Source organism: Nitrosomonas sp. Nm84 (assembly GCF_003201565.1).
Lineage (GTDB): Bacteria > Pseudomonadota > Gammaproteobacteria > Burkholderiales > Nitrosomonadaceae > Nitrosomonas.
The window spans coordinates 138563-165205 of the sequence record NZ_QJJP01000004.1 but is presented as its reverse complement, the minus strand read 5'-3'; the positions used below and the strand labels follow the sequence as shown (position 1 = coordinate 165205).

General features: G+C 48.6%; 25 protein-coding genes. 10 read left to right on the top strand and 15 right to left on the bottom strand.

Going from position 1 to position 26643, the window contains the following annotated elements; translation table 11 throughout:
• Positions 1-3: 3 nt before the first annotated feature.
• The 10 genes from C8R34_RS03895 to C8R34_RS03850 all read right to left on the bottom strand — a co-directional run bounded on the left by C8R34_RS03895 (position 4) and on the right by C8R34_RS03850 (position 11156).
• A complete protein-coding gene (locus C8R34_RS03895; protein ID WP_110338037.1) occupies positions 4-1683 on the bottom strand; it encodes a type II and III secretion system protein family protein in 1680 nt (559 codons plus the stop codon).
• Positions 1680-2504, bottom strand: coding sequence for a Flp pilus assembly protein CpaB (gene cpaB, locus C8R34_RS03890; protein WP_110338035.1), 825 nt, complete (start codon positions 2502-2504; stop codon positions 1680-1682). The genes C8R34_RS03895 and cpaB overlap by 4 nt, the downstream gene beginning before the upstream one ends.
• Before the next feature lie 465 nt (positions 2505-2969).
• On the bottom strand, positions 2970-3509 hold the full coding sequence (locus C8R34_RS03885; protein ID WP_165872517.1) for a prepilin peptidase: 540 nt from the start codon (positions 3507-3509) through the stop codon (positions 2970-2972).
• 89 nt (positions 3510-3598) lie between these two features.
• On the bottom strand, positions 3599-3772 hold the full coding sequence (locus C8R34_RS03880; protein ID WP_110338031.1) for a Flp family type IVb pilin: 174 nt from the start codon (positions 3770-3772) through the stop codon (positions 3599-3601).
• 320 nt (positions 3773-4092) lie between these two features.
• Positions 4093-5463, bottom strand: a complete 1371-nt coding sequence (locus tag C8R34_RS03875) for an NAD-dependent succinate-semialdehyde dehydrogenase (RefSeq protein WP_110338029.1) — start codon at positions 5461-5463, stop codon at positions 4093-4095.
• A gap of 119 nt (positions 5464-5582) precedes the next feature.
• On the bottom strand, positions 5583-7736 hold the full coding sequence (locus tag C8R34_RS03870; protein WP_110338027.1) for an FAD-dependent oxidoreductase: 2154 nt from the start codon (positions 7734-7736) through the stop codon (positions 5583-5585).
• Positions 7737-7745: 9 nt separating this feature from the next.
• Positions 7746-8693: a radical SAM protein gene (locus C8R34_RS03865; protein ID WP_110338025.1), complete on the bottom strand. Its 948-nt coding sequence runs from the start codon at positions 8691-8693 to the stop codon at positions 7746-7748.
• 1 nt (position 8694) lies between these two features.
• Positions 8695-9744, bottom strand: a complete 1050-nt coding sequence (locus tag C8R34_RS03860; RefSeq protein ID WP_110338023.1) for a methyltransferase domain-containing protein — start codon at positions 9742-9744, stop codon at positions 8695-8697.
• 40 nt (positions 9745-9784) lie between these two features.
• Entirely contained in the window at positions 9785-10474 is a 690-nt protein-coding gene (locus tag C8R34_RS03855; protein ID WP_110338021.1) for a TIGR04283 family arsenosugar biosynthesis glycosyltransferase, read from the bottom strand.
• Entirely contained in the window at positions 10467-11156 is a 690-nt protein-coding gene (locus tag C8R34_RS03850) for a DUF2064 domain-containing protein (RefSeq protein WP_110338019.1), read from the bottom strand. The genes C8R34_RS03855 and C8R34_RS03850 overlap by 8 nt, the downstream gene beginning before the upstream one ends.
• Before the next feature lie 488 nt (positions 11157-11644).
• On the opposite strand from C8R34_RS03850, the gene ovoA reads away from it, so the two are divergent.
• Genes ovoA through C8R34_RS03835 form a run of 3 tightly spaced genes read left to right on the top strand, consistent with a single transcriptional unit; the run spans position 11645 to position 15894 of the window.
• Positions 11645-13759, top strand: coding sequence for a 5-histidylcysteine sulfoxide synthase (ovoA, locus tag C8R34_RS03845; RefSeq protein WP_110338017.1), 2115 nt, complete (start codon positions 11645-11647; stop codon positions 13757-13759).
• Positions 13756-14925, top strand: a complete 1170-nt coding sequence (locus tag C8R34_RS03840) for a MalY/PatB family protein (RefSeq protein ID WP_110338015.1) — start codon at positions 13756-13758, stop codon at positions 14923-14925. The genes ovoA and C8R34_RS03840 overlap by 4 nt, the downstream gene beginning before the upstream one ends.
• 51 nt (positions 14926-14976) lie before the next feature.
• Entirely contained in the window at positions 14977-15894 is a 918-nt protein-coding gene (locus C8R34_RS03835; RefSeq protein WP_110338013.1) for a sulfotransferase domain-containing protein, read from the top strand.
• A gap of 127 nt (positions 15895-16021) precedes the next feature.
• Here C8R34_RS03835 and C8R34_RS03830 read toward each other — a convergent pair whose 3' ends face one another.
• Genes C8R34_RS03830 through C8R34_RS03820 form a run of 3 tightly spaced genes read right to left on the bottom strand, consistent with a single transcriptional unit; the run spans position 16022 to position 19102 of the window.
• Positions 16022-17704, bottom strand: coding sequence for a hypothetical protein (locus C8R34_RS03830; protein ID WP_110338011.1), 1683 nt, complete (start codon positions 17702-17704; stop codon positions 16022-16024).
• Positions 17686-18072, bottom strand: coding sequence for a GtrA family protein (locus C8R34_RS03825; RefSeq protein ID WP_165872516.1), 387 nt, complete (start codon positions 18070-18072; stop codon positions 17686-17688). The genes C8R34_RS03830 and C8R34_RS03825 overlap by 19 nt, the downstream gene beginning before the upstream one ends.
• On the bottom strand, positions 18065-19102 hold the full coding sequence (locus C8R34_RS03820) for a glycosyltransferase family 2 protein (protein ID WP_258364344.1): 1038 nt from the start codon (positions 19100-19102) through the stop codon (positions 18065-18067). The genes C8R34_RS03825 and C8R34_RS03820 overlap by 8 nt, the downstream gene beginning before the upstream one ends.
• Before the next feature lie 84 nt (positions 19103-19186).
• Between C8R34_RS03820 and C8R34_RS16840 the strand changes: the two genes are divergently transcribed.
• The 4 genes from C8R34_RS16840 to C8R34_RS17330 are packed head-to-tail and all read left to right on the top strand — an operon-like array spanning position 19187 to position 20577.
• On the top strand, positions 19187-19519 hold the full coding sequence (locus C8R34_RS16840; RefSeq protein ID WP_132467060.1) for an RHS repeat domain-containing protein: 333 nt from the start codon (positions 19187-19189) through the stop codon (positions 19517-19519).
• Positions 19470-19739 carry a hypothetical protein gene (locus tag C8R34_RS03810; RefSeq protein ID WP_132467059.1) on the top strand — a complete coding sequence of 90 codons (270 nt, stop codon included), beginning with the start codon at positions 19470-19472 and terminating at the stop codon, positions 19737-19739. Before C8R34_RS16840 ends, C8R34_RS03810 begins: the two co-directional genes overlap by 50 nt.
• Positions 19740-19750: 11 nt before the next feature.
• Positions 19751-20476 (top strand): hypothetical protein, encoded by a 726-nt coding sequence (locus tag C8R34_RS16835; protein ID WP_258364343.1) that lies wholly within the window; start codon positions 19751-19753, stop codon positions 20474-20476.
• Positions 20404-20577, top strand: a complete 174-nt coding sequence (locus C8R34_RS17330) for an RHS repeat-associated core domain-containing protein (RefSeq protein ID WP_375342111.1) — start codon at positions 20404-20406, stop codon at positions 20575-20577. Before C8R34_RS16835 ends, C8R34_RS17330 begins: the two co-directional genes overlap by 73 nt.
• A gap of 68 nt (positions 20578-20645) precedes the next feature.
• Here the strand turns inward: C8R34_RS17330 and C8R34_RS03800 are convergent, their stop codons facing one another.
• A complete protein-coding gene (locus tag C8R34_RS03800; protein ID WP_132467058.1) occupies positions 20646-21185 on the bottom strand; it encodes a hypothetical protein in 540 nt (179 codons plus the stop codon).
• 767 nt (positions 21186-21952) lie between these two features.
• On the opposite strand from C8R34_RS03800, the gene C8R34_RS16830 reads away from it, so the two are divergent.
• Positions 21953-22417 (top strand): hypothetical protein, encoded by a 465-nt coding sequence (locus C8R34_RS16830; protein WP_258364342.1) that lies wholly within the window; start codon positions 21953-21955, stop codon positions 22415-22417.
• 196 nt (positions 22418-22613) lie between these two features.
• Here C8R34_RS16830 and C8R34_RS03790 read toward each other — a convergent pair whose 3' ends face one another.
• Positions 22614-22943: a helix-turn-helix transcriptional regulator gene (locus C8R34_RS03790; protein ID WP_110337999.1), complete on the bottom strand. Its 330-nt coding sequence runs from the start codon at positions 22941-22943 to the stop codon at positions 22614-22616.
• A gap of 654 nt (positions 22944-23597) precedes the next feature.
• Between C8R34_RS03790 and C8R34_RS03780 the strand changes: the two genes are divergently transcribed.
• A complete protein-coding gene (locus C8R34_RS03780; protein WP_110337997.1) occupies positions 23598-25202 on the top strand; it encodes an ABC-F family ATPase in 1605 nt (534 codons plus the stop codon).
• 430 nt (positions 25203-25632) lie between these two features.
• On the top strand, positions 25633-26631 hold the full coding sequence (locus tag C8R34_RS03775) for a zinc-binding dehydrogenase (protein WP_110337995.1): 999 nt from the start codon (positions 25633-25635) through the stop codon (positions 26629-26631).
• Positions 26632-26643: the final 12 nt, after the last annotated feature.

Genomic DNA, 26643 nt, shown 5'->3' with positions numbered 1-26643 from the left:
TCCTTATTTCATTTGAAATCCACTTGGTTCAACAGCGCCTGGTGAGGTTCTAGGTTGCTCAATCATTTGCTGAGATGCATCTTTCTTATCTGAAGGATCATTTTCGCGTTCCAATCTTCCTTGCAGTAGAAACTCTCCGCGTCCTGGCCGTATAAATGCATCGGTTGGTGCGCCATGATCCGGTTGCAATGGCTGTACCAGACGTGGTGTCACGATGATCATCAACTCCGTTTTATCCATCAGATAATCACTGCTACTGAATAGAGAGCCCAGTACCGGTACTTCTCCCAACATCGGAAAGCGTTTGATTTGTTCTTTGAAGTTATCCTGTAGTAATCCTCCGATCGCCAATGATTGACCATCCCGCAATTGGACAGTGGTTGAAATACGGCGTGTTTTGAAAGTTGGCACAGCCACAATGGCACCCAAGCCTGTGGAAGCTACCTGTTGAAATGATACCAATTCGGAAACTTCTGGATTGACTCTTAAGTTGATACGACCTTCTTCTAAAACTGTAGGAAGGAAAACCAATCCGACACCAAACTGCTTGGATTGTAGTCTGACAGCGCCACCTACGCCTGAAGTAACGGGGATCATAATTTCGCCACCGACCAAAAAGCTGGCTTCCTGCCCACTAATCGCAACAATATTGGGCTCAGCAAGGATTTTTATGACGTTGTCTTTTTTCTCAGCGTCAATCAAGAAAGCACCACCTTCACTGGCAGCGAATGGTAAACCTGTGGCGACCGGATTTTTTCCGAGCAACAGACTTGCTGGGCTACCGCCGATCAAGCCTCCCATAATCTGAGTCCAAGCGCTTCCTGATTTTCTTAAAGCACCTTGAAAATCAAAGCCCAGTTTTTCAGCTTCCGTTCGATTCACTTCAGCAACTTTTACTTCCAGCATGACCTGTTGGTTGTCTCGAACACCTAGCAAGTTAATGACTTTAAAATTACCAAGACCTGAACCTGCACCTTTAGATTTTTCATCATGTTGCGAGCCTTGTCTCAGTGTCTGCATAGCTTGCATTCCGCCCATTCCACCGCCGCTTGCTTGCGCTCCAGTAGTGGATTGGTCACTTCCCCCTTGAACATTCATCATCATATTGAGGACTGATGTGCGCATAAATGCTTCGGCTAAGGCGATAACTCGGTCTGCTTTTAAGGTATTCGAGATCATACCTGACACAACCAGTGAGTCACCGGCCGCAGTGATCTGAATATCTTTCTCATCGGGCATAATGATCTGTATTTGGTGCTTCAGAGCGGAAATATCCATTAACACAGTGACGTCAATGACGGTCGATTTGCCGTCTTTGGTCCAAAGCGTGATGTTGGTCATGCCCACAATCTTGCCTAAAATATAGACTTCTTGCGGATTGATCAACATGACATCAGCGACACTGGGGCTGCCAACTGAGATTCGTTTAATGGCATTGGGCAATTTCAACAACGTTGACTTGCCCAATGTGACATCTAATTTGGCCGCATCTGTCTGCGATAGAAATTGATCAGGCAGCATTCTTTGTTCTGTTTGCATCGCCACAGTTTTGAGTGGTGTGGTAGTTTGCGCATTTGCGTGCGGCTGCAACACCATCAATGAAATCAAGCCCAGCGACAGGAGGAAATAGAAATGACTTCTGATGACCGCTGTCGAACAGTCTTTAATGAACAGTTCTTTCATTTGCCTCGTCCTTCTGTTAATTTGGTTTCGGTTTTATTGGTTCCGCGGATAACCGCAATGGATTCATAATGTGGTTCTCTGGAGCGGTAAATAATTTTTTGTTCAGCCGATGCTACCGTCGGGGCTGGTACGGGTTGCTTGAGCAAATCAGAAATACGTCTTCCGTGGGTATCGGTATGTTGGCCATCGACTTGGTTGCGCAATGCCAAAGAAAGTGTGCCGATACTACGGGCAAGATCGAGAGTTTCTGCTTGTTCAGGCGATACCTCTAAAGTCACGGCCGTGACTACCTTAGGCTTGGTATCATCACGCCCCACATCCTGTGCGATGGCGAGGACTGGAATTTGCTCCAGCACCAACTTCGAAAATGGTTTCTGGTTCTCATCCTTGGCGCTAACCAGTATATCCACTAGATTGCCAGGTAACGCAAAACCAGCCACACCAATGACATCATTTACGCGCACTGTAATGGCTCGTTTACCCTCAGCTATCACGCCAGATAAACCGCCAGAAGTGCCAATGGGTGCTAATTTGGATTCCAAAACAGGCTCTCCCAGAACCAGATGCGATTTGAGTACCCGATTCTGCAGCGATTCGATATCCTGGAATGTGCCAACAGGTATACTGCCGCGTGGCCAGTCAGTTTTCTTCAGCATGTCGGGCGTCAACCGCGTACCGGCATCAATGTCACGGGCCGCGACAAATACGGTGGATGCATCAACTCGCGTTTGCTCGTTGATCCATTTGCCAGCGACTGTCACGGCGGCTAGTCCTAGCAACAGTGAAACCAAAATCATCAAAAGTGCTCTGGTGTTTTTCATTTTTACAATCCTAAAATTTGTATAATCTTTTGAATCATTCTTCCAACAACATTATTGATAGCCTTAATTTGTTAAAGCTGCCGAATCTTTTTAATTTCCAGGTTCAATCAAACCATCTGCATTTGATGGCCTAATTGTAGTAAATAGTAAGGCAGGATGATTTCAGGAAGAGAGCGTCAATTTGGGGTCAATTCTGCTCAATGGACTTTAGTGAAACAATTTGTACTTGATAATATAGGGAGTAATTGGGCTTTGTGTTTTTGGCGCATCAGGATAAGCAGGTTATAAGGCTGATATTTTTTTCTCTGGATATACGTAGATAAGAAATAATCAATGAACAGCAGAAAATAAGTGCAGTGTCGCGCAAAGCTTTCATTTGGCAACAAGAGATCTGGAATGTGATTCAGCGAATTTGAATCTGCAATTTGTAGAATCCCGGGGGAGTACCTTTACTGCCTTGAATCTTTATTGCAAGTGTTTCAGGGCCAGAAAAACTCCGGTTCCAGTTGTTATCGCAATGGCGTAAGGCAATTTTCCGACAGATTGGGACGCTTCAACAGAAAATGAAGAACTGCCTTTAAGTAATTCAGATTTTGGCGTCGACAATACCAATAAGAACATGAGTGCGACATTGTCAATCAATCTACGCAAAGCGCCCTGCCACAATGAAAAAATCAACGCAAGTAATCCACCTGCAATCAATGTATAGAGAACCACCCAAAGAATATCACTTTGCCCTACAAATGCCCCAACCATCGCCATAAGTTTGACATCCCCGGCACCCATGATGCGTAGCAGATAAAGTGGCAGCAGCAGCAGTAATCCAAAACTCAGCCCAATTACAGAATCCAAGAATCCCGTTTCCAGGGAAAAGAATGTATTCAATGCGATACCCAATAAGGCACCTAAAATAAACAGCTTGTTTTTAATGCGGTAATCATGAAAATCCTGCCAGCATGCAATCAAAAGCATTGATATCAGAGCGCTTGTTGTCAGAATCATCATTAAATCCCTCATTAAAATGCAAGAGACCATTATTTAGAGTCTAATGGTCTCTTGCGTCTATAAAACTATAGCTAATCTCAAGCTAGAAGTTACTGCAATTGGGTATTGATCAATCCGAACGCTGTATTTATATAGCCACCTAAATCTTTAACTGCAATAACGATGACCGCGGCAATCAGCGCGACCATCATGCCATATTCAACAGCGGTCGCACCTGATTCATCATTCCAGAATTGTTTGACTGTTTGTACTAATTTTTCCATGATTCTTTCCTCTGCTATAAAAGTTAATAATCGCCTATTTGTGAGATAGGCTTCATTGATTTCGGCAAGCTTCGTTGAATCCTTAGTACATATTCAAGCTTACTTGTGTCAAACGGTAGTTATTTATTTTTTAACTGCCGATGTGTGCATTTTAGGCGAGCTAATCTTACATATCTATAGGAAATTATTCCTTTTTTATTAGTACATTAATACATATTCCTAGTAGTTTGTTTGTACTATTTATAACGAACGCAATTTGCGTCTGATGTTAGAAGGTATGGATATCGAATGAGGATTGGTTGCCGTTGCGAGACTTGGCCTTAAGCTCTTTTAACCCACACTGTCTTGACATTCACAAATTCACGAATACCGTGATAGGACAATTCCCTACCATACCCTGAATCTTTAATTCCCCCAAATGGCAGACGTGGATCACTTTTCACAATGCCATTGACGAATGTGCAACCTGCATGAATTTGTCGCGCCAATACTTCGCCGCGCACCACATCGCGCGTCCATACACTGCCCCCCAGGCCAAACTGAGTACAATTGGCTAATTCAATCGCTTCTTCTGCATTGTTTACCCGCACTATTGCAGCCACAGGACCAAACAATTCTTCATCAAAGGCTGGCATACCCGGTTGCACATGATCCAGAATCGTAGGCACGTAATAGGCACCTTGCGTTCCCATAATGGCGCCTCCAATCACAAGCTCCGCTCCCAATGCCACGCTGCGCTCAACTTGGACATGCAGCTCATTGCGCAAATCCGCACGTGCCATAGGCGCAATACCGGTAGAGTCGCTTTTGGGATCGCCGTAGCATAGCTCGCTTACCAAGGCTTTAAAACATTCCACAAATGAATCGGCGATACTATTCACGAGAATGAAGCGTTTCGCAGCAATACAGCTTTGTCCCATATTTTGAAATCGAGCGAATAGTGCCTGTTTGGCTGTCAATTCGATGTCGGCGTCGTCAAGCACGATAAAAGGATCCGATCCACCCAACTCAAGCACACATTTCTTCAAGTGCTGTCCGGCGATAGCAGCCACTTTTCGCCCCGCCGTGCTGCTACCGGTCAAAGTAACGGCTGCAATCCGTTTATCGGCGATGACAGCTTCGGTCTGGTCAGCACTGATCATCAGGGTACGAAATGTATTCGCCGGGAACCCTGCCTGACGAAACGCATCTTCCAGTGCCAAGGCACAACGGGGAACATTGGACGCATGCTTCAGTACCACGGTATTGCCCGCCATCATCGCTGGCGCTGCAGCGCGAATTAATTGCCAAAAAGGAAAGTTCCACGGCATGATGCACAGCACTGTGCCCAAAGGTTGATAAACAACCAGGCTGCGGCTGGCATCGGATGCAATGACTTCATCGCTAAGATACGATTGCGCATATGCTGCGTAGTGCTCGCAACCGATTGCACATTTTTCTATTTCCGCCCTCGCCTCTTTTAATAATTTTCCCATCTCGTCAGTGATCAGATTGGCATAATCCTCGCTGCGCTGGCGAAATATCTGCGCAAGGTTGCGCATCAACTGCGCTCTCTGCGCAAAACTGAGTGCCGCCCAATCGGGCTGTGCGGATGCTACCCGGCTCAATGCGGTATTGACTTCATCGGCTCGCCATATCGGAAAAGATCGTAGGATTTTACCTGTGGCGGGATTGATTGATCGCATGAACATGGAAAAAACCTCACATTAAATTCAATAGAACATCAGCTTAACTTGAAACTGATAACTTGTACGGTACGCCGGGACACATTGAACGGTAGTCATTCAGATTTGATCTCGCAATCCAAACGCTAATCAGTCCTGTCCCCCGTTTTTCCTCGGCGTTTCGTATGATACCTCTCCACCCATCTCAGCAGCCACTGCGGGGCATGTGCACGCTTCCATTCACCTGCTGCATATTTATTGGCTTCTGACCAGGTCGGATAGGTATGGATGGTACTCAAGATTTTGTTCAAGCCCAAGCCATGTTTCATCGCCAGTACAAATTCCGCCAACAAATCGCTGGCGTGTGCGCCGACGATGCTGACACCCAGCATGCGATCCTTGCCGGGCACGGTCAATACCTTGACAAAACCTTGTGCAGCTTCATCGGCAATCGCACGATCCAGATCTTTAAGATCAAAACGCGTCACTTCAAAGGCAATGCCGCGCGCTTTCGCTTCATTTTCCGACAGCCCTACCCGCGCGACTTCTGGATCGGTGAATGTCGCCCGCGGAATCACCGAATAATCCACCTTGAAACGTTTGAATTCGCCAAACAGCGCATTGACCGCAGCATACCAGGCCTGATGTCCAGCCGTATGCGTGAACTGATAGGGGCCGGCGACATCGCCGCAAGCAAGAATATTGGGATAAATAGTTTGTAACCAAGCATTGGTTTCGATGGTATGCTGGTTCGATACCGGAATACCCAATTGCTCTAATCCAAAACCTTCCGTGCGCGGCATCCGGCCAACAGCGCATAACAACGCATCAAACTGCTGCCTCATTTCTTCACCATCCTTGCCGCGCACAATTAAATACTGTGCGTTGTCTTCAGTTTCGCAGCGCAGCACGTCGGTTTGCGTCAGTATTTTGACGCCATCGGCTTGTAATGCGGCTTTAACCAAATCCACCGCATCTGCATCCTCATGCGGCAAACAATCACTGCGCACCACCTGTGTCACCTGGCAATCCAAGCGAGCAAACGCTTGCGCCAGTTCGCAACCAATCGGCCCGCCACCCAATACAATCAGGCGCTGCGGCCGCTCGGTCAGTGACCAGATGGTATCAGAGGTGTAATACCGCACCGCTTCCAATCCAGGAATATTCGGCACGATCGGACGTGCACCGGTAGCGATGACGATGGCACGTGTCGTCAGTATTCGCCCATTGACTTCCACCGACCACGGCGAAGTAATGGTTGCTTGCCCTTGCAGCACTTCGACGCCCAATTGCGTGTACCGTGCTATCGAATCATGCGGTTCGACGGTTTTGACTACCCGCTGAACACGCGCCATCACCTCAGCAAAATCATAATCCACACTCGCCTGCGCAATGCCCAGAGAGGCGGAGTTTTTCACTTGTTGTAGGAAAGTGGCCGTACGAATCAACGCCTTGGATGGCACGCAGCCGTAATTGAGGCAATCGCCGCCCATTTTGTGGCGCTCAATCAACGTCACCTTGGCTCGGGTGGCTGCAGCAATATACGCACTCACTAATCCGGCCGCACCGGCACCGATCACGATCAGATTTCGATCAAAGTGAGTGGGTTTTGGCCAGCGTGCATAAAGTCGCCGCGTTTTAACCAATTCAACACCCCAACGCGCCAACCACGGAAAAAATGCCAACAAGACAAAAGAAACAATCATTGCCGCAGACATGACATCGGACAACTGCGTAATCGCCGCCAATTGCGTACCTGCGTTCACATACACAACCGTTCCTGCGAACATGCCAACCAGACTGCCCCAGAAATAAGTCGTACTGCGCAGGGTGGTCAATCCCATCAGCGCATTGATCAGAAAGAATGGAAAAATGGGTGCCAGGCGTAAGGTGAACAAATAAAAAACGCCATCGCGTTCCAGGCCTTTGTTGATAACTTCCAAGCGTTCGCCAAAACGGCGCTGCACGGCATCACGCAACACATAACGTGCCATCCAGAAAGCCAGTGTGGCGCCAATCGTTGCTGAAGCCAGTGCCACCGGTACGCCGACCCATAACCCGAACATAGCGCCAGCGGTCAATGTCATGAGCACTGCAACGGGCAATAATAATGCCGCCATGACGATATACGCCGCTGAATAAATACCAAGCACGAAAAACGGCCGCGCTTGATACGCCTGTTGCAGTGCTTCACGCTGATCTTTGAGCGCTGTCAGCGTGAAAAATCGCCCCCAATCGAAACCATAAAACACCCCGATCAGCAGGCCGAGCAAAATCAGTACCCACCAACGGTTTTTCATGCTTGCTCCCTATCGTTTCATTTCACTGCACGAAGCACCATAACGAAAACAGCTATAGCAGCGATGGTGCTTCATGCTGACCGATACCTGCAAACTTTCGGCAAGCGTCGCGCCGAGTGCGTAATCCGCGTCATCATCCACCAAAGTACATGCGTAAACCTTGCATTGCCCATTGCTTTTCACAACCATGCGGCTGAATGCGCACATAAATTCCCGACGGGTCGATTCAGTCTGATAATCCACCATGCAACTTTGCGTAATCTGCGGTGCAGCGACTGCCGCGCCGGGTGGGTGGAACTCAGGAAACTCGATGCGTGGCAGATTCTCCGGCAAGCCTGCGCCGCGAAAAACTTGCGCGAAGCACTTGGTCACTTGATTTGCGGATAGACCTGGAATGGCCTGATTGGCCACCGATACGCTAAATCCCATGTCATGCAATGTGCATAAGCCGTCCAACGCCATTGCAAACATGCCCTCACCCCGGCTTTTGTCATGCTCATCCGCCAGAAAGTGATCCAGGCTGACGCGAAAATGCACTGCATATGGCCGCTCACGCAGTGGTTCTAACTGCAATGCGCGTTTGAGCAACGGTGTCGTGGCGTTGGTCAGCACCATGCATGGTCGATGCTGCAATGCATAATCCAGAATGCGCACCATGTCTTTGTTAATAAAAGGCTCGCCACCGGTAAAGGAAAACTGCCTGACACCCAGTGCCAGTGCTTCGTCAATAAATGGCTTGGCGTCGTCAAAACGCATCAATTGCAGACGATCATCACCGGGCTTGGAACCTTCCAGACAAAAAGGACACGCCAGATTACATGCGGTGCCGGTATGCAACCACACTTCTTCCAACGCATGGGAGCGAATGAAACCGCGCGGCTTGTTATCGGGCGTGACATACCACATTTTGGAACGCGTATGCTGTTCACTGGGTATGGGTGCAGCACTGGTATTCATCCTAGCAACACTCGCTTTTTTGCTCACCCGCGGCGGCATCGTCATTAAATGGAATGCCCATGCCACAACCCGGGAAAATGCCGAAATGCTGATCAAAGTTTCCGTAAAAATCAAAATGCTGGATAAACCGCGTGTCATGCAACATACGCCAGGTGTTGCCGCATACCGGAAATTGCTTGCCGGTTTCAATAAAATGATGCTTATCCAACCGGAATGCATGGCGATGGTGCGGGATGCTGCCGCGATATACCACCGATTGCCCATGATCTTCACAAGCCAGTTCCAGATCGTGCAATTTGAACAAGCGATAGGTCGCCGAATAAAAGCGGATATTGCCGGTTTTCTCCGCCAATTCCGGGTTACCGATGTCAATCGGACGGTCCTCCACCAGACGCGGATCGGTGAACCCATGTTTTCGTGACAATTGCAGAAAATCATTCCAATATAGCGCGCCACTCAAGCATTCGCTATACAGTACTGCATCGTGCGTCAACGCCGCTGGAATACGCCGGTCACTGTACACATCGGAAAAATACAATTCCCCGCCGGGTTTCAGCACACGAAACGCTTCGCGCAGTACCGCTGCCTTGTCCAGCGCCAGATTGATGACGCAATTGGATACGATCAAGTCCACGCTGGCATCTGCCAACTCAAGTTCGTGCAGGCGCTCAATGTAGCCATGCAGGAAGCACACATTGCTGCGTTTGTAACCAAATGCTTTGTGGTGATATTTTTCATGCTGACGCGCCACCGCCAACTGCTCTTCCGTCATGTCCACCCCAATCACCTGCCCTTTCTCCCCGACTAATTGCGACAGCACATACACATCACGCCCTGCCCCGCAGCCCAGATCCAGAATAGTCAGTCCTTCCAATAATTCGGGCAAAACCAGGCCGCAACCGTAATAGCGTGTCTGCACTTCGGCGTGTACCCGCGCCAGCAACGGTTTGACAAAATGCGGCAAGCCCGCATCCGTGCAACATGCATTGGTCTGCAAATCCTGACTGCCGGTCAATGTTTCGCCATAATATTTTTGAACAATCTCTTGCATGGTATTCCTTCGCATTGGATGATTTGCATCATTATGTCATTCAAGCGCCATTTTTAGAATGATAACGTGCAGCCAATTTTTGCGGCGCGGCTCCACACATAAAACGCAAAGCCAGCATGCGATTGTGCCACGTGCGCCGCCACCAGCCGTCGCGCTGCCAGCGGCGCGAATCGACAAAAATCGGCTCGGACAGCGGCAAAAATTTGCCCAATCGACGCACCGCATGGACCAAGGGTACTTCCTCAAACAATGGCCACGGCGCATGCCCGCCCGCTTGATGATAAACCAAGCGCTTTATAAAAATTCCTTGATCGCCATACGGCACGCCGAAACGGCATCGCAACGCAATCATCGGCTCCAGAATCCATGCCGGCCAAGCACACGGTTTGGCAAAACGGAAACGAAAATAACCACCGATGGCGCCGTGTTGAATAGCGTTCGCCATCGCCGTCAACGCATCCATGGATAATTGCGCATCGGCATGCAAAAACCACAGTATATCGCCCGTTGCTTGCGCTGCCCCGACCCGCAACTGCTGTCCACGGCAAGGTTCGCTGACGATCCGATGCGCTTGAAATTGCACACAAATCTCCGCACAACGCGCACTGTCGGCAGCATCCACTACGATCATCTCGCACGGCATAGGCGAAAATTGCTGCAGTTGTGCAAGCAAACACGCCAGTTTTTCTTCATCGCGGTAGCAAGGAATAATGATGCTAAACCTAGGCATGAGAGATTCTCATCGTAGCAATAATCGTGTTAGTTAATTCAAGCAACGCACGACGTGCCGACCGTTGATCCTGTTGCAGCAAGGTAACTAATTTCACCAGATCAGCCACTTCATCAACATCATAACCTTGCGCCAGCGTTGCTATCGACCGCCCTGCAGCACAGCATACATGCATCAACGCAGCACCCAACTGGTCGCTGCTCCATGGCAAAAGAGACAAATCCGGCCATGCACAGCGGCTGGCCATCAGCACGACACCGCCGTCTTGCGCCGGAATCAGTACCACATCGTTATCCTGCAATGCTGTGCAAGTCGCCACATAGTCTAAAGCAGTCAATCCCGGCGCATCGCTGCCAATAAATACCAGTTGCGCCATACCTTGCGCGCGCAATGTCTGATCCAGCGCATTCAGCCGTTGCCCCAGATTACCCGCCACCTGCGGCACAACGATCAGCGGTGTAGTCATCGGTACTGACAAAGTGCGTGCCCATTCCGTATCGTCCACGCTGGCGGGCGCAATCACCACCGGACCATGCCAATCATTAGCGTCTTCCAGCGCACACGCCAGTAATGCATGAGCAACCTGTTGCGCAATCTCGATACCCAGATTGGCTGCCAAGCGCTGCTTACCGATACCAGGAGCGGGTCTTTTGCATACCAAAACCAAGGCAACTTCATTCATTTTCAGCTGTTTTTTGCAGTTAAATACGTATTTATTAAATCTAGAAACCTCAGTTGAACGAGACAAAGTGCGTGGTTCTTAGGATGCAGAGCAAGGCGCAACAACGCGAAATGATCATTCCATTTCAAGAAGTTGCAACGCCGCAATGTGTCCTGAAAACCATGCAACTCGTCTCGTAGCACACTCACCCAACGAGAAGAGTGATAGTGACGGATTATTTATAAGCTCATCAATTTCATAACACTCAATATCTACCTGAGCGATCAACTGAAGTTTTTAGGTTAAACTAAATCCCTAATATTTACTCTTATCATCTCTTACTTTACCTCAGAACAAGCCACCTGTTACATTGCCGTGTTTTTTCAGCAAGCTGTTAAGCGCCAATCCTGCAAGAAAAAATGACCCTTACCCAGATTGGGTAGAATCTGAAAAATTTGAAGCGGTATAATACCGGTCAGAAAACTGAATAACCCATTAAAAATTAAGTTATGTCACAACCTTTATTTCAAAGAACACCATTACTTGACGGTAGCGATATCGATGTAAAACGTGAAGAAATCCGCAGTTACTTTCACACCACGTTGAACCGTTATGAGCAGCTTTTTGAAACGTTGCGTAATGATGATGCCTACTATAAAAAACCGATTACACTGCGTCATCCGCTCATTTTTTATTTGGGGCATACGGCCACATTTTTTGTCAACAAGCTGATTCTGGCCGGGATCATTTCCGAACGCATCAATCCCAGACTGGAATCCATTTTTGCTGTCGGCGTCGATGAAATGAGCTGGGACGACCTCGACAGCACGCACTACGACTGGCCCAGCGTGGAAGAAGTACGCGCTTATCGCAAAACCATGCGCAATCTGGTCGACCAACTGATCACGACGCTGCCTCTAACCTTGCCGATTACCTGGGAAAGCCCCTGGTGGCCGATTTTGATGGGCATCGAGCACGAACGTATCCACTTGGAAACGTCGTCGGTATTGATCCGCCAGCATAAACTTGAATTCGTGCAATCGCATGCGGATTGGCAACCATGCCACAAATCAGGCATGGCGCCGCACAATGAATTGGTTGCTGTTGCGGCAGGCACCATCGCCATCGGCAAAAGCAAAACCGATCAACAGCATTACGGTTGGGATAACGAATACGGATCGCACACGGCGAATATCGCCGCTTTTCAGGCCAGCAAATATCTGGTCAGCAACCAGGAATTTCTGCCTTTCGTCGAAATCAATGGCTATCGCAACGAAGCTTACTGGCAGGGAGAGGGCCGCTCCTGGCAGCAATTCACCCACGCGGAACACCCGACATTCTGGATAAAAAAAGGCGATGCGTGGTATCTTCGGCTCATGACTGAAGAAATCTCGATGCCTTGGGACTGGCCGGTTGAAGTCAATTATCACGAGGCAAAAGCATTTTGCAATTGGAAAGCCACGATCACCAAACAGCCGGTGAGATTGCCGACTGAAGACGAATGGTATCGCCTCTACGATGTCGCGCACTTGTCCGAAGTACCCATGGATGCGAGAACTTCCAGTAATCTGCACCTGGATTACTACGCTTCCAGTTGTCCGGTCACCGAATTTGCACACGGCGAGTTTTTCGATATTGTCGGTAATGTCTGGCAATGGACTGAAACACCCACCTATCCGTTTGCGGGCTTTGATGTGCATCCGCTGTACGACGATTTCACCACACCAACGTTTGACAGCCAGCACAATCTGATCAAGGGCGGCTCATGGATTGCTTGCGGCAACGAATCGCTGCACAGCGCACGCTATGCGTTCCGTCGCCATTTCTTTCAGCATGCGGGCTTCCGCTATGTGGTTTCGGATGCACCAGCGACGCAACCGAGTTCCAACTATGAAACCGACAAATTGCTGTCGGAATATGCCGAATTTCATTATGGCAACAGCTATTTTGACGTACCCAATTTCTCCAAAGCGCTGGCGGAAATCGCCATCGCGGCGATGGGTAGCCGGCCTGCGCGTGCCGCGCTGGACTTGGGCTGCGCATCCGGTCGTTCCACTTTTGAACTGGCGCGCGTTTTCGATCATGTCACGGGTGTTGATTTTTCCGCGCGTTTCATCGGTCAGGGCGTGCAACTGGTGCAACAAGGCGTTCTGCGCTATACATTGATCGATGAAGGTGAACTGGTTTCCTACAAGGAACGCACGCTATCCAATCTGGGACTGGATCATGTCAAGCATAAAGTCGAGTTTTACCAGGGTGATGCATGCAACCTAAAATCCATTTTCACCGGCTACGACCTGATTCTCGCCGCCAATCTGATCGACCGCCTATACGATCCGGCCAAGCTGCTCAACAATATACACACGCGCATCAACACCGGTGGCCTGCTGATGATCACATCGCCGTACACTTGGTTGACCGAGCACACCAAAAAAGAAGCCTGGATCGGCGGATTCAAACGCGATGGCGAGAATTTCACCACGCTGGACGGCTTGAAAGAAATCCTGGGCAAGCATTTCCGCCTGATTCAAGGTCCGCAGGCCGTGCCTTTTGTTATTCGTGAAACCAAGCGCAAATTCCAGCACACGTTGTCGGAAGTGACCATCTGGGAGAAAATTTCTTGAGTGGTGGTTTCGATTTTGACCAGGAAATCAACCGCGAAGGCAGCAGTAGTGTCAAATACGACGGGCGACAAGCCATGTTCGGCAAAAGTGACGTCATCCCGGTATGGGTGGCGGACATGGATTTTGCCGCACCACCCGCGGTCACCCGGGCATTGATTGAACGCGCCGCGCATCCGATTTACGGCTACACGCTTTTCCCGGATAGTTTGTATCAAGCGCTGATCGACTGGATGCAACGCCGTCACGACTGGACCATCCAACGCGACTGGATTGTCATGTGCCCCGGCGTAGTACCGTCGATTAATGCCGCAGTCATGGCATTCACGCAGCCGGGTGAAGCCGTCATCGTCCAACCACCGGTGTATTTTCCGTTTTTCTCCGCCGTTACCGAAACCGGCAGAGAACTGATCCGGAATCCGCTGCACTTGGAGAATGGCCGCTACACCATCGACTTTGACCACCTGGAACAATGCGCCAAGGATGCACACTTGTTATTGCTGTGTTCTCCGCATAATCCGGTCGGCCGGGTCTGGCAGCCGTCCGAAATGGAACGCTTACTGGAAATCGCCGAAAAACATGACCTGATCATTTTCTCCGATGAAATTCATGCCGATTTGATCTACCCCGGCAACCGGCACTACGCACTGGGTGCTTTCCCGGGACACGCCGCCAATATCATCACCGCCGTCGCCCCCAGTAAAACATTCAACATTCCCGGATTGAATCTATCCGCACTGATCATTCCCGACAAATCCACCCGCAACGCCATGACACAAGTATTCAACACGCTGCACGTCAGCGCCTCCAATCCATTCAGCATTACCGCCTTCGAAGCCGCCTACCGCGAAGGCGAAACCTGGCTGGAAGCATTGCTGATTTACCTTCGCGACACGCGTGACAGCGTTGCAACATTCTTGGCTCAACATCTGCCGGAAATCAAGGTCATCCAAACCGAAGGCACGTATCTGCTCTGGCTGGATTGCCGCGCAATGAACATGACCGATGCACAACTGAAGCAATTCTTCGTCGGTAGAGCTGATGTCGGCATGAGCCCCGGCACGCTATTCGGCACGGAAGGCAGCGGGTTTATGCGGTTGAATATTGGTGCGCCGCGTCGGACGGTTTTGAGGGTATTAGACAAGATCGTGCAAGTAAGGCACGGGTAATTGCAATGTCATCAAAAGAGTTCATATATTATTACTTAAAAGGATATCCCTATGTCTACCGCTATCACGTGGCCCAAAAAAACCAGAGAACTGCACAGCCACCACATCGATTCGACGATCTGGAATGATTTAAAATTCAGACCCGACGATATCATTATTGCGACGTACGCCAAGTCCGGCACGACGTGGATGCAGCAAATCGTCGCACAAATGATGCACAACGGCGACCCTGATCTGGCGGTGGCGGAAATGTCTCCATGGCTGGATTTGCGCGTGCCGCCCAAAGATGTGAAGTTGCCGTTGGTGGAAGCGCAGACGCATCGTAGGATTCTAAAAACGCACCTGCCGGTCGATGCGCTGGTGTACTCGCCTCAGGCTAAATATATCTACATTGGCCGTGATGGCCGGGATGTCATGTGGAGTATGTATCATCATCACGCTAACGGCAATCAAGCCTATTATGAGGCATTGAACGATACGCCGGGTCGGGTTGGTCCGCCGCTATTGCCACCGCCCGCCGATATTCGCGAATATTGGCTGGAATGGATGGAGAAGGATGGTTATCCTTTTTGGTCATTCTGGGAGAATATTCGTTCCTGGTGGCAAATTCGTGAATTGCCGAATCTGCTGTTGATTCACTTCAGCGACCTCAAACGCGACATGCCTGGAGAGATGCGGCGCATTGCCCGTTTTCTCGATATTCCCATTGATGAATCCCGGTGGCCTGATATTGTCGAGTATTGTACGTTCGACTGGATGAAACAGAACGCCACCAAAACCGTACCGCTCGGCGGCGCTTTCTGGGATGGCGGCGCCGAGACATTCATCAATAAAGGCGTGAATGGTCGCTGGATGGATACGCTCACTGCCGAGGATTCGGCTGCATATGAAGCGCGTGCCGTCAAAGAACTGGGAGCGGAATGCGCGCGCTGGCTTATGACTGGAAAAAACACTTTATCAGGTCATTGAAAAACGCTTTCGAGTCAACCGATACCAGGCAAAATAGGCGGGAAAGCGCAGTTTATACGTAACAAATGAGCATCTCGAGCCTGTTTTAGCACCTTAGCGGCAGCACAGATAATTTTTCAACGACCTGTTATAGACGCGACCATTCCCATCGCGGCTGGATCAGAGAATCAATATGAAATTGTGGGCTTTTGGTTATCCAGCCTTGTGGGGATTTATAGAGAATATAACCTTCCAGTGTTTTGCGTGGATAGGAATGAGCGCCACTTCTGGGTAGTGGGAAGAAGCCCTGATTATTGATCATAATGGCATATTCCCCATCCTGATAGGGTCCAAACTGCCATGTGGCTTTTAAATTCTCGATATGCAGGCTGACCGACAATGCACGCTGTGCAAGTTTGTTGTGATAATCGGCGATGCGCGCGGGTACGGTTGCAGTCACATCTTCCACACAGCGACAAGCATCGCTGTAACTCCAGACACTGATATGGGCCAGATCGAGAGCCGCTAACTGTTCCATGTCAGGCACTATGCGCGCGCGCTCCGGACTGGATGGCGCTAGTTTCTTTTGTGTTGCTACCGCCCCGGGTAATACTGCGCCAAAGTAATAATCGAAGTTGGGTTCAATATAAACTTGATTTGCATGGCTATTGAGCATGAATTCATAGGATTTTTCAGTGGGCATAGCCATATTCAACAGATTCTGCTGTTCTTCACGGGAATGCGCCCAACTGATACTGATTAGAATAATGCCAATCGGCCATGCCAATCGTTTATCCAATTTACTGGCGCTTAATGAAAGCAGATAAGCCACCAAAAGCGCTAATCCCCATCCGATGAAATACAAATAGCGATCCGGTGCGGTAATTCCGGGAAAATTCACCAGCGGAATCAATGGAAACAACAGCAACCCCAGTGCCGCCGCCGTTAGCTTGAGGTTTACCTTTCGACGATAAATCCAATACAGAATGAGCAGGCCGATGATGATTACTGCAAACTTCCCGACAAGATGATTTCCAAATAACAAAAAAGGAAGATTGCGGAATGTCTCGATAATCAACAAAAAGTCGTAGTTGCCGCCCAGGTTGTAGCCGCCAAATAGCCGTCCCAACACATGCAAGCGCCAGAAAATATAGGCTAACGCCACGAACGAGAATGGCAAAGCAAATCGTAGTCGGTCTTTGAGTGTTCCCACCGGCAAAAATGGAAAAATAGCGATGAGCGGCACATAGATTTCCTTGCATGTGACGGCTAACAAGTAGAACAATGTGCCGATGAGTGCCAGCGATATACGTTGTTCACGTACTGCACGAACATAGGCATACAGGGCGATTACGGTAAATAACAATCCACTCGCATAATGACCGGTCATGATTTCGTTGGCAATGTGAACGGTGGGTGCGCCAACCAGAAATGTGGCGGCGCCCATCAGTGACCACAGCGGTGCAATCCATAGTTTCAGCAGAAAATAGGTTGCAACGCTGGTAAGCCATATCAGCATGAGCTGGTGCATATAGAATCCTTGGGGATTCAAGCCGAATAATGACAGATTGATGTCATAAAACAAGGTATTCCACGGCGTCAGATTGGCACCGGATTGCAGCCGAGTGATTTCAGGCATAAAGAAGTATTGCCAAGGCGCATAAGTGCTTGCAAAGTTGAGATGGTCACCATCATCGAACCGCCAGCCACCTGATAATACGCTGTGATGCAATCCTAAGCAGAGTAGCGCCAAAAGAATCGCGGCGATGGTTGGTTGCGTCAAGACCTGCTGCCAATGCGAAGTAGCGGATTTCAATCCGGGGTCCTCCATGTCCAGTTCCTGTGAGCGAGAAAGGTGATCAGGGGAAGAAAAACAAAAGACAGAAAAACGCCCGCCAAATAATGCCATTGCAGCGTTTCACTGATAGCGATGGCAATGAGAGAAATCGCCAATCCGGCAAGCGATACCGCAAAGAATCGCATATAGCGTTGACCTGTGACGGCAGTCCGAAATGACCAGCGACTATTTGCCCAAAAAGAAAAAACATTGGCGCTGATGAATGCCATACCATTGGCTGGTAGCGGATGCACGGAGAATAATTCGACCAATCCGGTGACGATGATCAGATGAATCAGCGTATTTACGATGCCGATCAAGGAGAAACCGGTAAATTGCCGCCCCGTCTCACGACTAAGCATCCGGGCTTTCTCCACCATACCGTTGCCGGATGATATATATGGGTCTTTGTTTGCTTTCGCTGTAGATTCGCCCGATATACTCGCCCAGTACACCGATTCCCATCAATTGAATGCCGCCCAGAAACAGGATGGCGGTCAGCAAGGAAGCATAGCCCGGCACATCAATGCCAAACAGCAGGGTCTTGATAATGATCCAGCAACCGTAAACCAATGCCAGCATGGCAACGGTAAAACCGATATATGCCCAGACAGCGAGCGGAACCGTGCTGAAACTGGTGATGCCTTCTAATGCCAATACCCACAGGCGGCGTGCACTAAAAGATGATCGTCCGGATTTGCGTGGCTCAACAACAAACTCAACGATGCTCTGCCGGAATCCCACCCAGGCAAATAATCCTTTCATGAAGCGCCTGCGTTCGGGTAAACGTTTTAATGCTTCGACAACCCGCTTATCCATTAAACGAAAATCCCCGACATCGCGGGGAATTGCACACTCGGCTATCCAATTATGGAGTCGATAAAACCATTGTGTGACCAACCGCTGCACAGGATGATCGATTTTTCGTGACTGGCGTTGCGCCAAAACAACATCACTGCCATTTTCCCACTGTTTTACCATGTCGACGATCAGCTCGGGCGGATGTTGTAAATCAGCATCCAACGGAATAACCGCATCGCCTCTTGCCGTATCAATGCCGGCGGTTAGCGCGGCTTCCTTACCAAAATTGCGCGACAGCTCCAAAACCACAATGCGGGGATTGCGCACTGCATGCCGGCAAAGTATTTCCAATGTGTTATCGAAGCTGCCGTCATCAATGCAAATAATCTCGTAATCGTATGCCTGCAGTTTGAATAGCACCGATTCCAATCTACTGAAGAAGGCATCTAGGCCATCGCCTTCATTAAAACAAGGCACTACGATAGATAAGCAGCGAATCGGAAAACTGGATGGATGCAAGTTGGAAATTTTAAACGCCTTTTTCGTTAGGTATGGAATATAACAAAATGCCGATAAGCGATCAAATTGCAAGTTAATGAATCGCTCACATAAGAACCACAAGCCCTTGATAGTAGGTAATAGTGCTATGTTTCTTAATGCTGACCTCAATCAGAAATCTATGACAAGCAAGGCAATACTGTAGCGGCAACCAGCCCGGATCGTGGCACCACGACCTACACATACGATGCGGCCGGTAACCTGCTCAGCCAGGCTGATGCGCGCGGTGTAACCGTCACCATGACTTACGATGCATTGAACCGCGTTCTGACGCGCGGCTATCCCGGCACCGTGGAAGATGTTGCCTTTGGTTACGACAATTGCTACAAAGGAGCCGGACGATTATGCTCAGTGCAGGATCAAAGCGGCACGACGGCTTATACCTATGATTCTTTCGGCAATGTCATCAAGCGCATTGGGTATCAGCTACACGACGCAATTTGCCTATAACACCGATAATCGCCACAATAAGGTGACTTATCCAACCGGGCACGTCATTACCTACACGCGCAATGTATTGGGTCGCATTACTGCTGCGAGCCTGACTCTGAGCGGACAAACCACTTCGATCATCTCAGGCGCCAGCTATACCGCCGATGGCCTGCTGACCAAGCAAACGTTTGGCAACGGCTTGCTGGAAACGCGCAATTACGATACCAAGCGCCTTTAAAGACCTGGCAAGTGAGCGGCCTGTTTTCCCGCACCAACACCTACGATGCGATGGATCGGTTGCTCACCGATTTTGGTGCCGGCACCAACTATACATTTAGCTACGACGCCAACGGCAATCGCCTGACTGCCGACGCAGGCGGCGTGCAAAGTCAGTGCGGCTATGAGTTCGGCTCGAATCGCATGAATTTTCTCGACGGCGCGCCGGTTTTGCTGGATGCAGCCGGTAATACGCTGGTGCAGCGGGGAGTGACCATGACATATAACCAGGCCAACCGCCTGGCGACAGTCGGTAACCTCGGCCCGTTCACTTACAACGCCGATGGACAGCGCACGACCAAACCCGCACCCAGCGGCACCACTGTTTTCCACTACAGCATGGATGGCTTGCTGCTGGCTGAGACCAGTGATGCCGGTAATCTCATTCGCGTCTATTTCTGGGTGGAAGACATGCCTATTGCGCAGATGGATACGGCATTGACTTATCTGCATGCCGACCACCTCGACACCCCAAGGATCGGCACCAACAGCAGCGGCACTATCGTATGGCAATGGAACAGCGACGCCTTCGGTAGTCTGCTGCCCAATGAAGACCTCGACGGCAACGGCACGACAACCACCGTCAATCTGCGTTTCCTCGGTCAGTATTTCGACAAGGAAACGGGTTGCACTACAATTATTTCCGCGATTATGATCCGAAGATCGGGCGGTATTTGGGGAGTGACCCGATTGGATTGATGGGTGGGTTGAATACGTTAGGGTATGTTGAGAGCCTGGCGGTAAGATTGTTTTGCTGGCAGGGATATCAACGCAAAGACATTGCGTTATTTTTAACGTAATATACTGCTTATTAACATCTTACTAGACTAACAGATTCCTTCTGTTAGTCTAGAATCTTCCTTGGATCTTAGAATGAAAGGTCGTGTGCACAAGCGTAACTTCTATTATCAAAGCGGCTTGTGACTCCATCATAGTCCCCTACATTTGCGCTATTAACAAACAGCGCCTCATTATCACCTGTATTTGGACCAAGCCACCAGCTTACAGGAGCAGGTATGCCGTCTCCACGAAATATTCTATAGCGCCAATCACCATAATCAGCAACGCGTCCTCCACTGTCTTGGCAATTAATTACTGCATTTGCAAAAGTTGCCGGTCCACGAGTACCTGTCATGCATAACCGAGAACCTTGTCTAAGGTATCCTGCTCGACAAACAGCTGAAGGTACGGATGCAGTTTCAACTTCTAAAGCTCTTGCTGTTTCTTTCTTAATGGCTTTTGGTAATTGGTCTTCACATAAACCGGTATTGCCATATAATCCTGTGTGACATGCACTAACTCCTTCATCAGGTGTTATTGTGGCTGAATTAGTTTTTTGTGCTTGCACACTCATAGATGTTAATGCAAGAAACAAGCATAGATACATTAATTTCAATAACTTAATCATCACTATCACCTCTTAAAGTAAAATTAAACTTTGACATCACCTTCTCTAGGAATAAATTCATTTTTTTCATTTACTCCTGCGTTTAATCTATTCTTTAATGGCTCTTAACTATGTGATAAAAATCACAATTTATAATTATCATGCTTTTTTAAAAATGAAAGGAATTATTTATATCGATAAATTGAGTAGTAAAAAAGAAATGCTATACGAACCTAAATAATCTGTACCCATTAAAAAGCCTCCGCTTGGCGCTGGGAAAATATACATACGGCTGTACCAATTTATCCGATGAAGACCCGGGCGGTAATAGCCAATTATTAGAATACAAACTGGGATTTCCCAAGCAGTATTCTGATCGCAAAACAAGTCTGCACTAAAACTATTCCCGTTATTATGAGCCTGAGAACGGACGGTATATCTGATCGGACGCAACATGTATAGAATGGCACTCACCACTCGTCGATGCAACCATAGCCGATCCGCATATGCCTATCCCCTTCGAATTCTGGTTACACCATGCAATTTTCTACGCGCTACTATTTTTAATTCACTATGCGTGCGGGCTATTAGTCATCCATCGAAATTTCAAAGTTAACTACACGCGAAAAATAAATCATTTCGCCTTTTTCTTTCTGCCGACTTTACTGTCACTCGTCATTGAATACCCATACAGCGCAACCACATTTTTCGTCAATATCATCTGCGCATTCGTTTTCCTAACATTTTTTATCGCGCCCTTGCGCAACAAGGTCAGAATGCTTTCCGTAATGTTCTGCTCGATTGACAGGCCGGAAGATAGGCCATTTACATTGATCTGGCTTTACACACAGTTTATCGCAAGCTACTTGGTACTCATCCCCTTGCTGGTTTACTTCGAAAGCCGCGACATGCTACCGCCCGTCATGATCATCATCATTGCCAATGGCGTCGGAGACGGTCTGGCGGAACCCGTCGGGATAAGATTCGGCAAAAGAAAATATACCACTTATGCGCTGTTTACCCAGCAAAAGTACGTTCGCAGTTATATGGGCAGCGCATGCGTATGGATAACCACTATGATTGCAATATTGGCATTTCACTCCTATTTCAGCCCCACTCAACTTGTTGCCGCGCTACTGCTAATGCCGATCCTGATTACCTTAGCCGAGGCTTTTTCTCCACATACCTGGGACAGTCCACTCATCTATGCAGCGGGAGGCGTTTCACTGATCGGTATTTTCCATTATTTGTGATTCGATGATCGTCGCGGTAAACAAAACGATAGTGCATTAAACCGCAGCGTGAACTATTGCAGATCGGCACCGGATGGGAATATGCTTGGACGGTATTGGGATTCTAATGTCATCCTAGCCTACCTTGGTAATTCTAGTGACACGTGTTCATTCATGACCTGGTTCCTTGTTGGTACCTTATTGCTGCACAACCACTTCAATACGCCAACTGCTCCAGTGTAATACCCATAGCAACAGCGGCTTTTTCCAGTGTTGCCTTGCGCGAGCGCTTGGCGGCTTCGATCTGGGCATAACCGGCCTGCGTGATACCCATGCGCTGCGCCATTTCTTCTTGTGTCAGCATCAGGTATTCGCGCCAAGCGGCGAGCATACTCATGCCGTCAATGGCTTTACTGACTACTGCATGCGGCACGCCATCTTTGGGCACATAGGTTTGGGAATGAACAAAATCCGCGTAAGGGATTACCACAAAAGCCGGACGGCCTTCCGAATCATTGATTGTTTGATAATTAGTAAGTGGTTTCATCGCGTTTTTTCACCTCTTCAATGTTGACGATATGAATTTCTCCATCGAAATCAAAGAAAACTCTGTAATTTCCGATGCGAAGGCGATATTGAAACTGATGATTGGTCAGCTTCTTGACACCTGTGCAATCAGGAAAACAGAGAGTTTTTCTTCGATCACATCGCGAATGATTTGTGCGTTTGCCGCTGCAGTTTCAGCACTTGTTTGATTGCCTTCGTTTTCCAGATGATCGCATTCATAGATGCCATTATAAGTATTTAATAAGAATTATCAATGAAAATATATAAGCATCTGTGGCTAAAGATCAGCTAACTCAAATTTTTTGAAATATTGCATATTGTTCATTCCCTCACACCTGATGCCAATATTTAACCTAAAAACCTCAGTTGACCGCTTGCTTTTTAGGTTGAACGATGTTGGGATTCCTAATGCCGTCTAACCTACTGTGCTGCGCGACTTTGTCGCACGGCGACCGCAGGCAGGGAGCGAGGTTAAGCACTCATGTTAGCCTACATAGATCACCCATCAACCGCCGTTCCGTGCAACGAATCGCCGAGTCTGTGGATTAATATGCACCTTAACCCAGCAATTCCATTGAAAAACGTTTAAAATATGCCCCCCTTTCTTGCAACCATCTATCTGTAGGTATCCACTTTGATTACAACAGCCAATATCACCATGCAATTCGGCGCCAAGCCGCTTTTTGAAAATGTTTCCGTAAAATTTGGCGGTGGTAATCGCTATGGTTTGATTGGCGCGAATGGTTGCGGTAAGTCGACCTTCATGAAGATCCTTGGCCGCGATCTTGAGCCCACTGCCGGCAATATCGCGGTTGACAGCGGCGAACGGGTGGGCAAGTTGCGGCAGGATCAATTCGCTTTTGAAGATTGTTTCGTCATTGATACGGTCATGATGGGACACACGGAATTATGGCAAATCAAACAGGAGCGTGACACCATTTATGCCAATCCGGATGCCACGGAAGCCGATTACATGCATGCCGCTGAACTGGAATCTCAATTTGCCGAACTGGATGGATATTCCGCTGAGGCGCGAGCCGGGGAGCTGTTGCTTGGGGTGGGTATTCCCTCGGACCAGCATCAGGGATTGATGAGCGCGATTGCGCCAGGATTCAAGCTACGCGTATTGTTGGCACAGGCGTTATTTTCCAATCCGGAAATCTTATTGCTGGATGAACCGACCAATAACCTCGATATCAATACCATCCGTTGGCTGGAAGATGTCATCAATGCCAGCAAAAACACCATCATCATCATCTCGCATGATCGGCATTTTCTGAACAGCGTATGCACGCATATGGCCGACCTGGATTACGGCGAACTGCGGATCTACCCCGGCAACTATGATGACTATATGACCGCTTCGACCCAGGTGCGCGAGCGCATGCTGGCCAATAATGCCAAGAAGAAAACGCAGATTGCCGATTTGCAATCTTTTGTCAGCCGTTTCTCTGCGAATGCGTCGAAAGCCCGGCAAGCCACCAGCCGTGCGCGGCAGATCGAGAAAATCAAACTGGAAGATGTCAAACCCTCCAGCCGCCAATATCCTTTTATCCGCTTTGAAGTGGATGATAGGGATAAACTGCATCGGCTGGCGGTTTCCATCAAAGCAATCAGCAAGGGCTTTCCCGGATTGGATAAACCTTTATTTGATCATCTCAGCATCGACATCGAAGCCGGCGAAAAAGTCGCCATCATCGGCCCCAACGGCATCGGAAAAACCACGCTGCTGCGTTGCCTTGCTGGTGAATTAATAGCGGATTCCGGTTCGATCAAATGGGCCGAGAAAGCGCGCCCCGGTTATTTTCCGCAAGATCATGCGGCTGATTTTGAGGAAGAACTGTCATTGACCGAATGGATGGATCAGTGGCGGCAAGGCAGTGACGACGATCAAACGATACGCGGCACACTCGGCCGGTTATTGTTCTCAGGCGATGACGTCAAGAAATCCACGCGTGTGATTTCCGGTGGAGAACAGGGCCGCATGCTATTTGGCAAGCTGATCTTGCAGAAACCGAATGTTTTGCTGATGGATGAACCGACCAATCACCTGGATATGGAATCCATCGAATCGCTGAATAGCGCGCTTGAGAAATTTACCGGCACGTTGATTTTTATTTCCCATGACCGGGAATTCGTTTCCTCACTGGCCACACGAATTCTTGAAATGAAGCCGGACGGCATTAACGACTTCAAAGGTAATTATGAAGATTATCTTAGATCGCAAGGGATTGAGTAATTTGAAATAATGAGTAGGAATTGTCATGTTTCTTTTAGTATATTATCCGTCGAAATGAACGATCCCGCCCCAAGGAGCAATGAATTTAACCCGGTAGAGATTCAAAGTTGCCGTGGCCGATAAATATTCCAAGAATGTAGCCATCACGCTTTTGACAAACCACTATTAGGCAATATTTTTTTAAGAACAATACAATTTATTGAAGTTTGAAATCGGTAATTGCTATCAACATACTCAATTGACAATCAAAGTTAATTAAAAACCACCAATAGCTACACGCTAAGTTGACAACTTTATTCTAATAATTGGCAAAATATAGGATCAAATCAAAAAGTGTGCGGCGTTTTGGGAGAAATTAACATACCCCATGGCTTTCGTACTACAAGTTTCACTAGAATTTGGCAGGCTAAAAATAATATTGGAGATCGTTATGAAAGCGGTATATTTTGAACAAGGTGGCCCAGTCAGTGTTTTGCGCTATGGCGATGTCAAATCTCCCGGTCCATGTGGTGATCATCAGGTATTGGTGCATATTAAAGCCATCGGCATCAATCCAATTGACACCAAAATTCGCGCTGCACCAGAGCGTTTTCCTGTTTCCTTTCCGGTGATACCGGGCTGCGATGGCGCCGGCATTGTACAAACTGTCGGACGTCATGTGCAAAACTTCAAGCCCGGGGATGAAGTTTATTTCTCACAACCGGGACTTAATGGCCGCCAAGGCACTTACGCTGAATACGCGCTGGTTGATGCCAGCTTACTTGCCTTGAAACCACGTTCATTATCTTTCGAGCAGGCTGCGGCAGTGCCACTGGTTTTCATCACCGCATGGGAAGCGCTGCATGATCGGACACATATCACCAGCGGCCAAACGATATTAATCCATGCGGGCGCCGGCGGTGTAGGTCATGCCGCCATCCAATTGGCAAAACGGATTGGTGCCAAGGTGATCACAACCGTAAGCAGTGATGAAAAAGCCAACTTTGTGAGGCATCTGGGTGCCGATAAAATTGTCAATTATCAAACACAAGACGTCGTCGCGGAAGTATTGCAATGGACTGCCGGCAAGGGCGTGGATATTGCATTTGACACCATTGGCGCAAGTGTCCTACAAAGCTGTTTTAGTTGCGTCAAATATTATGGCGATGTCGTGACGATTCTGCAGCCCGAACCTGATACCAACTGGAACGACGCACGACTGCGCAATGTGCGTTTCAGTCTTGAACTGATGCTATCCCCTGTTTTAATGGAATTGGAAGACGCCAAATTACATCAGGCCGACATATTGCGACAATGCGCCGCATTGTTCGATGAAAACAAATTGACCATTGAAATCGCACAACGCTTTGATTTAGCGGAAGCTGCAACGGCGCAACACTTCCTTGAGCAGAGTCACCCATTAGGCAAGCTTGTCCTCACAATAATCTAAAAATGACAAGAA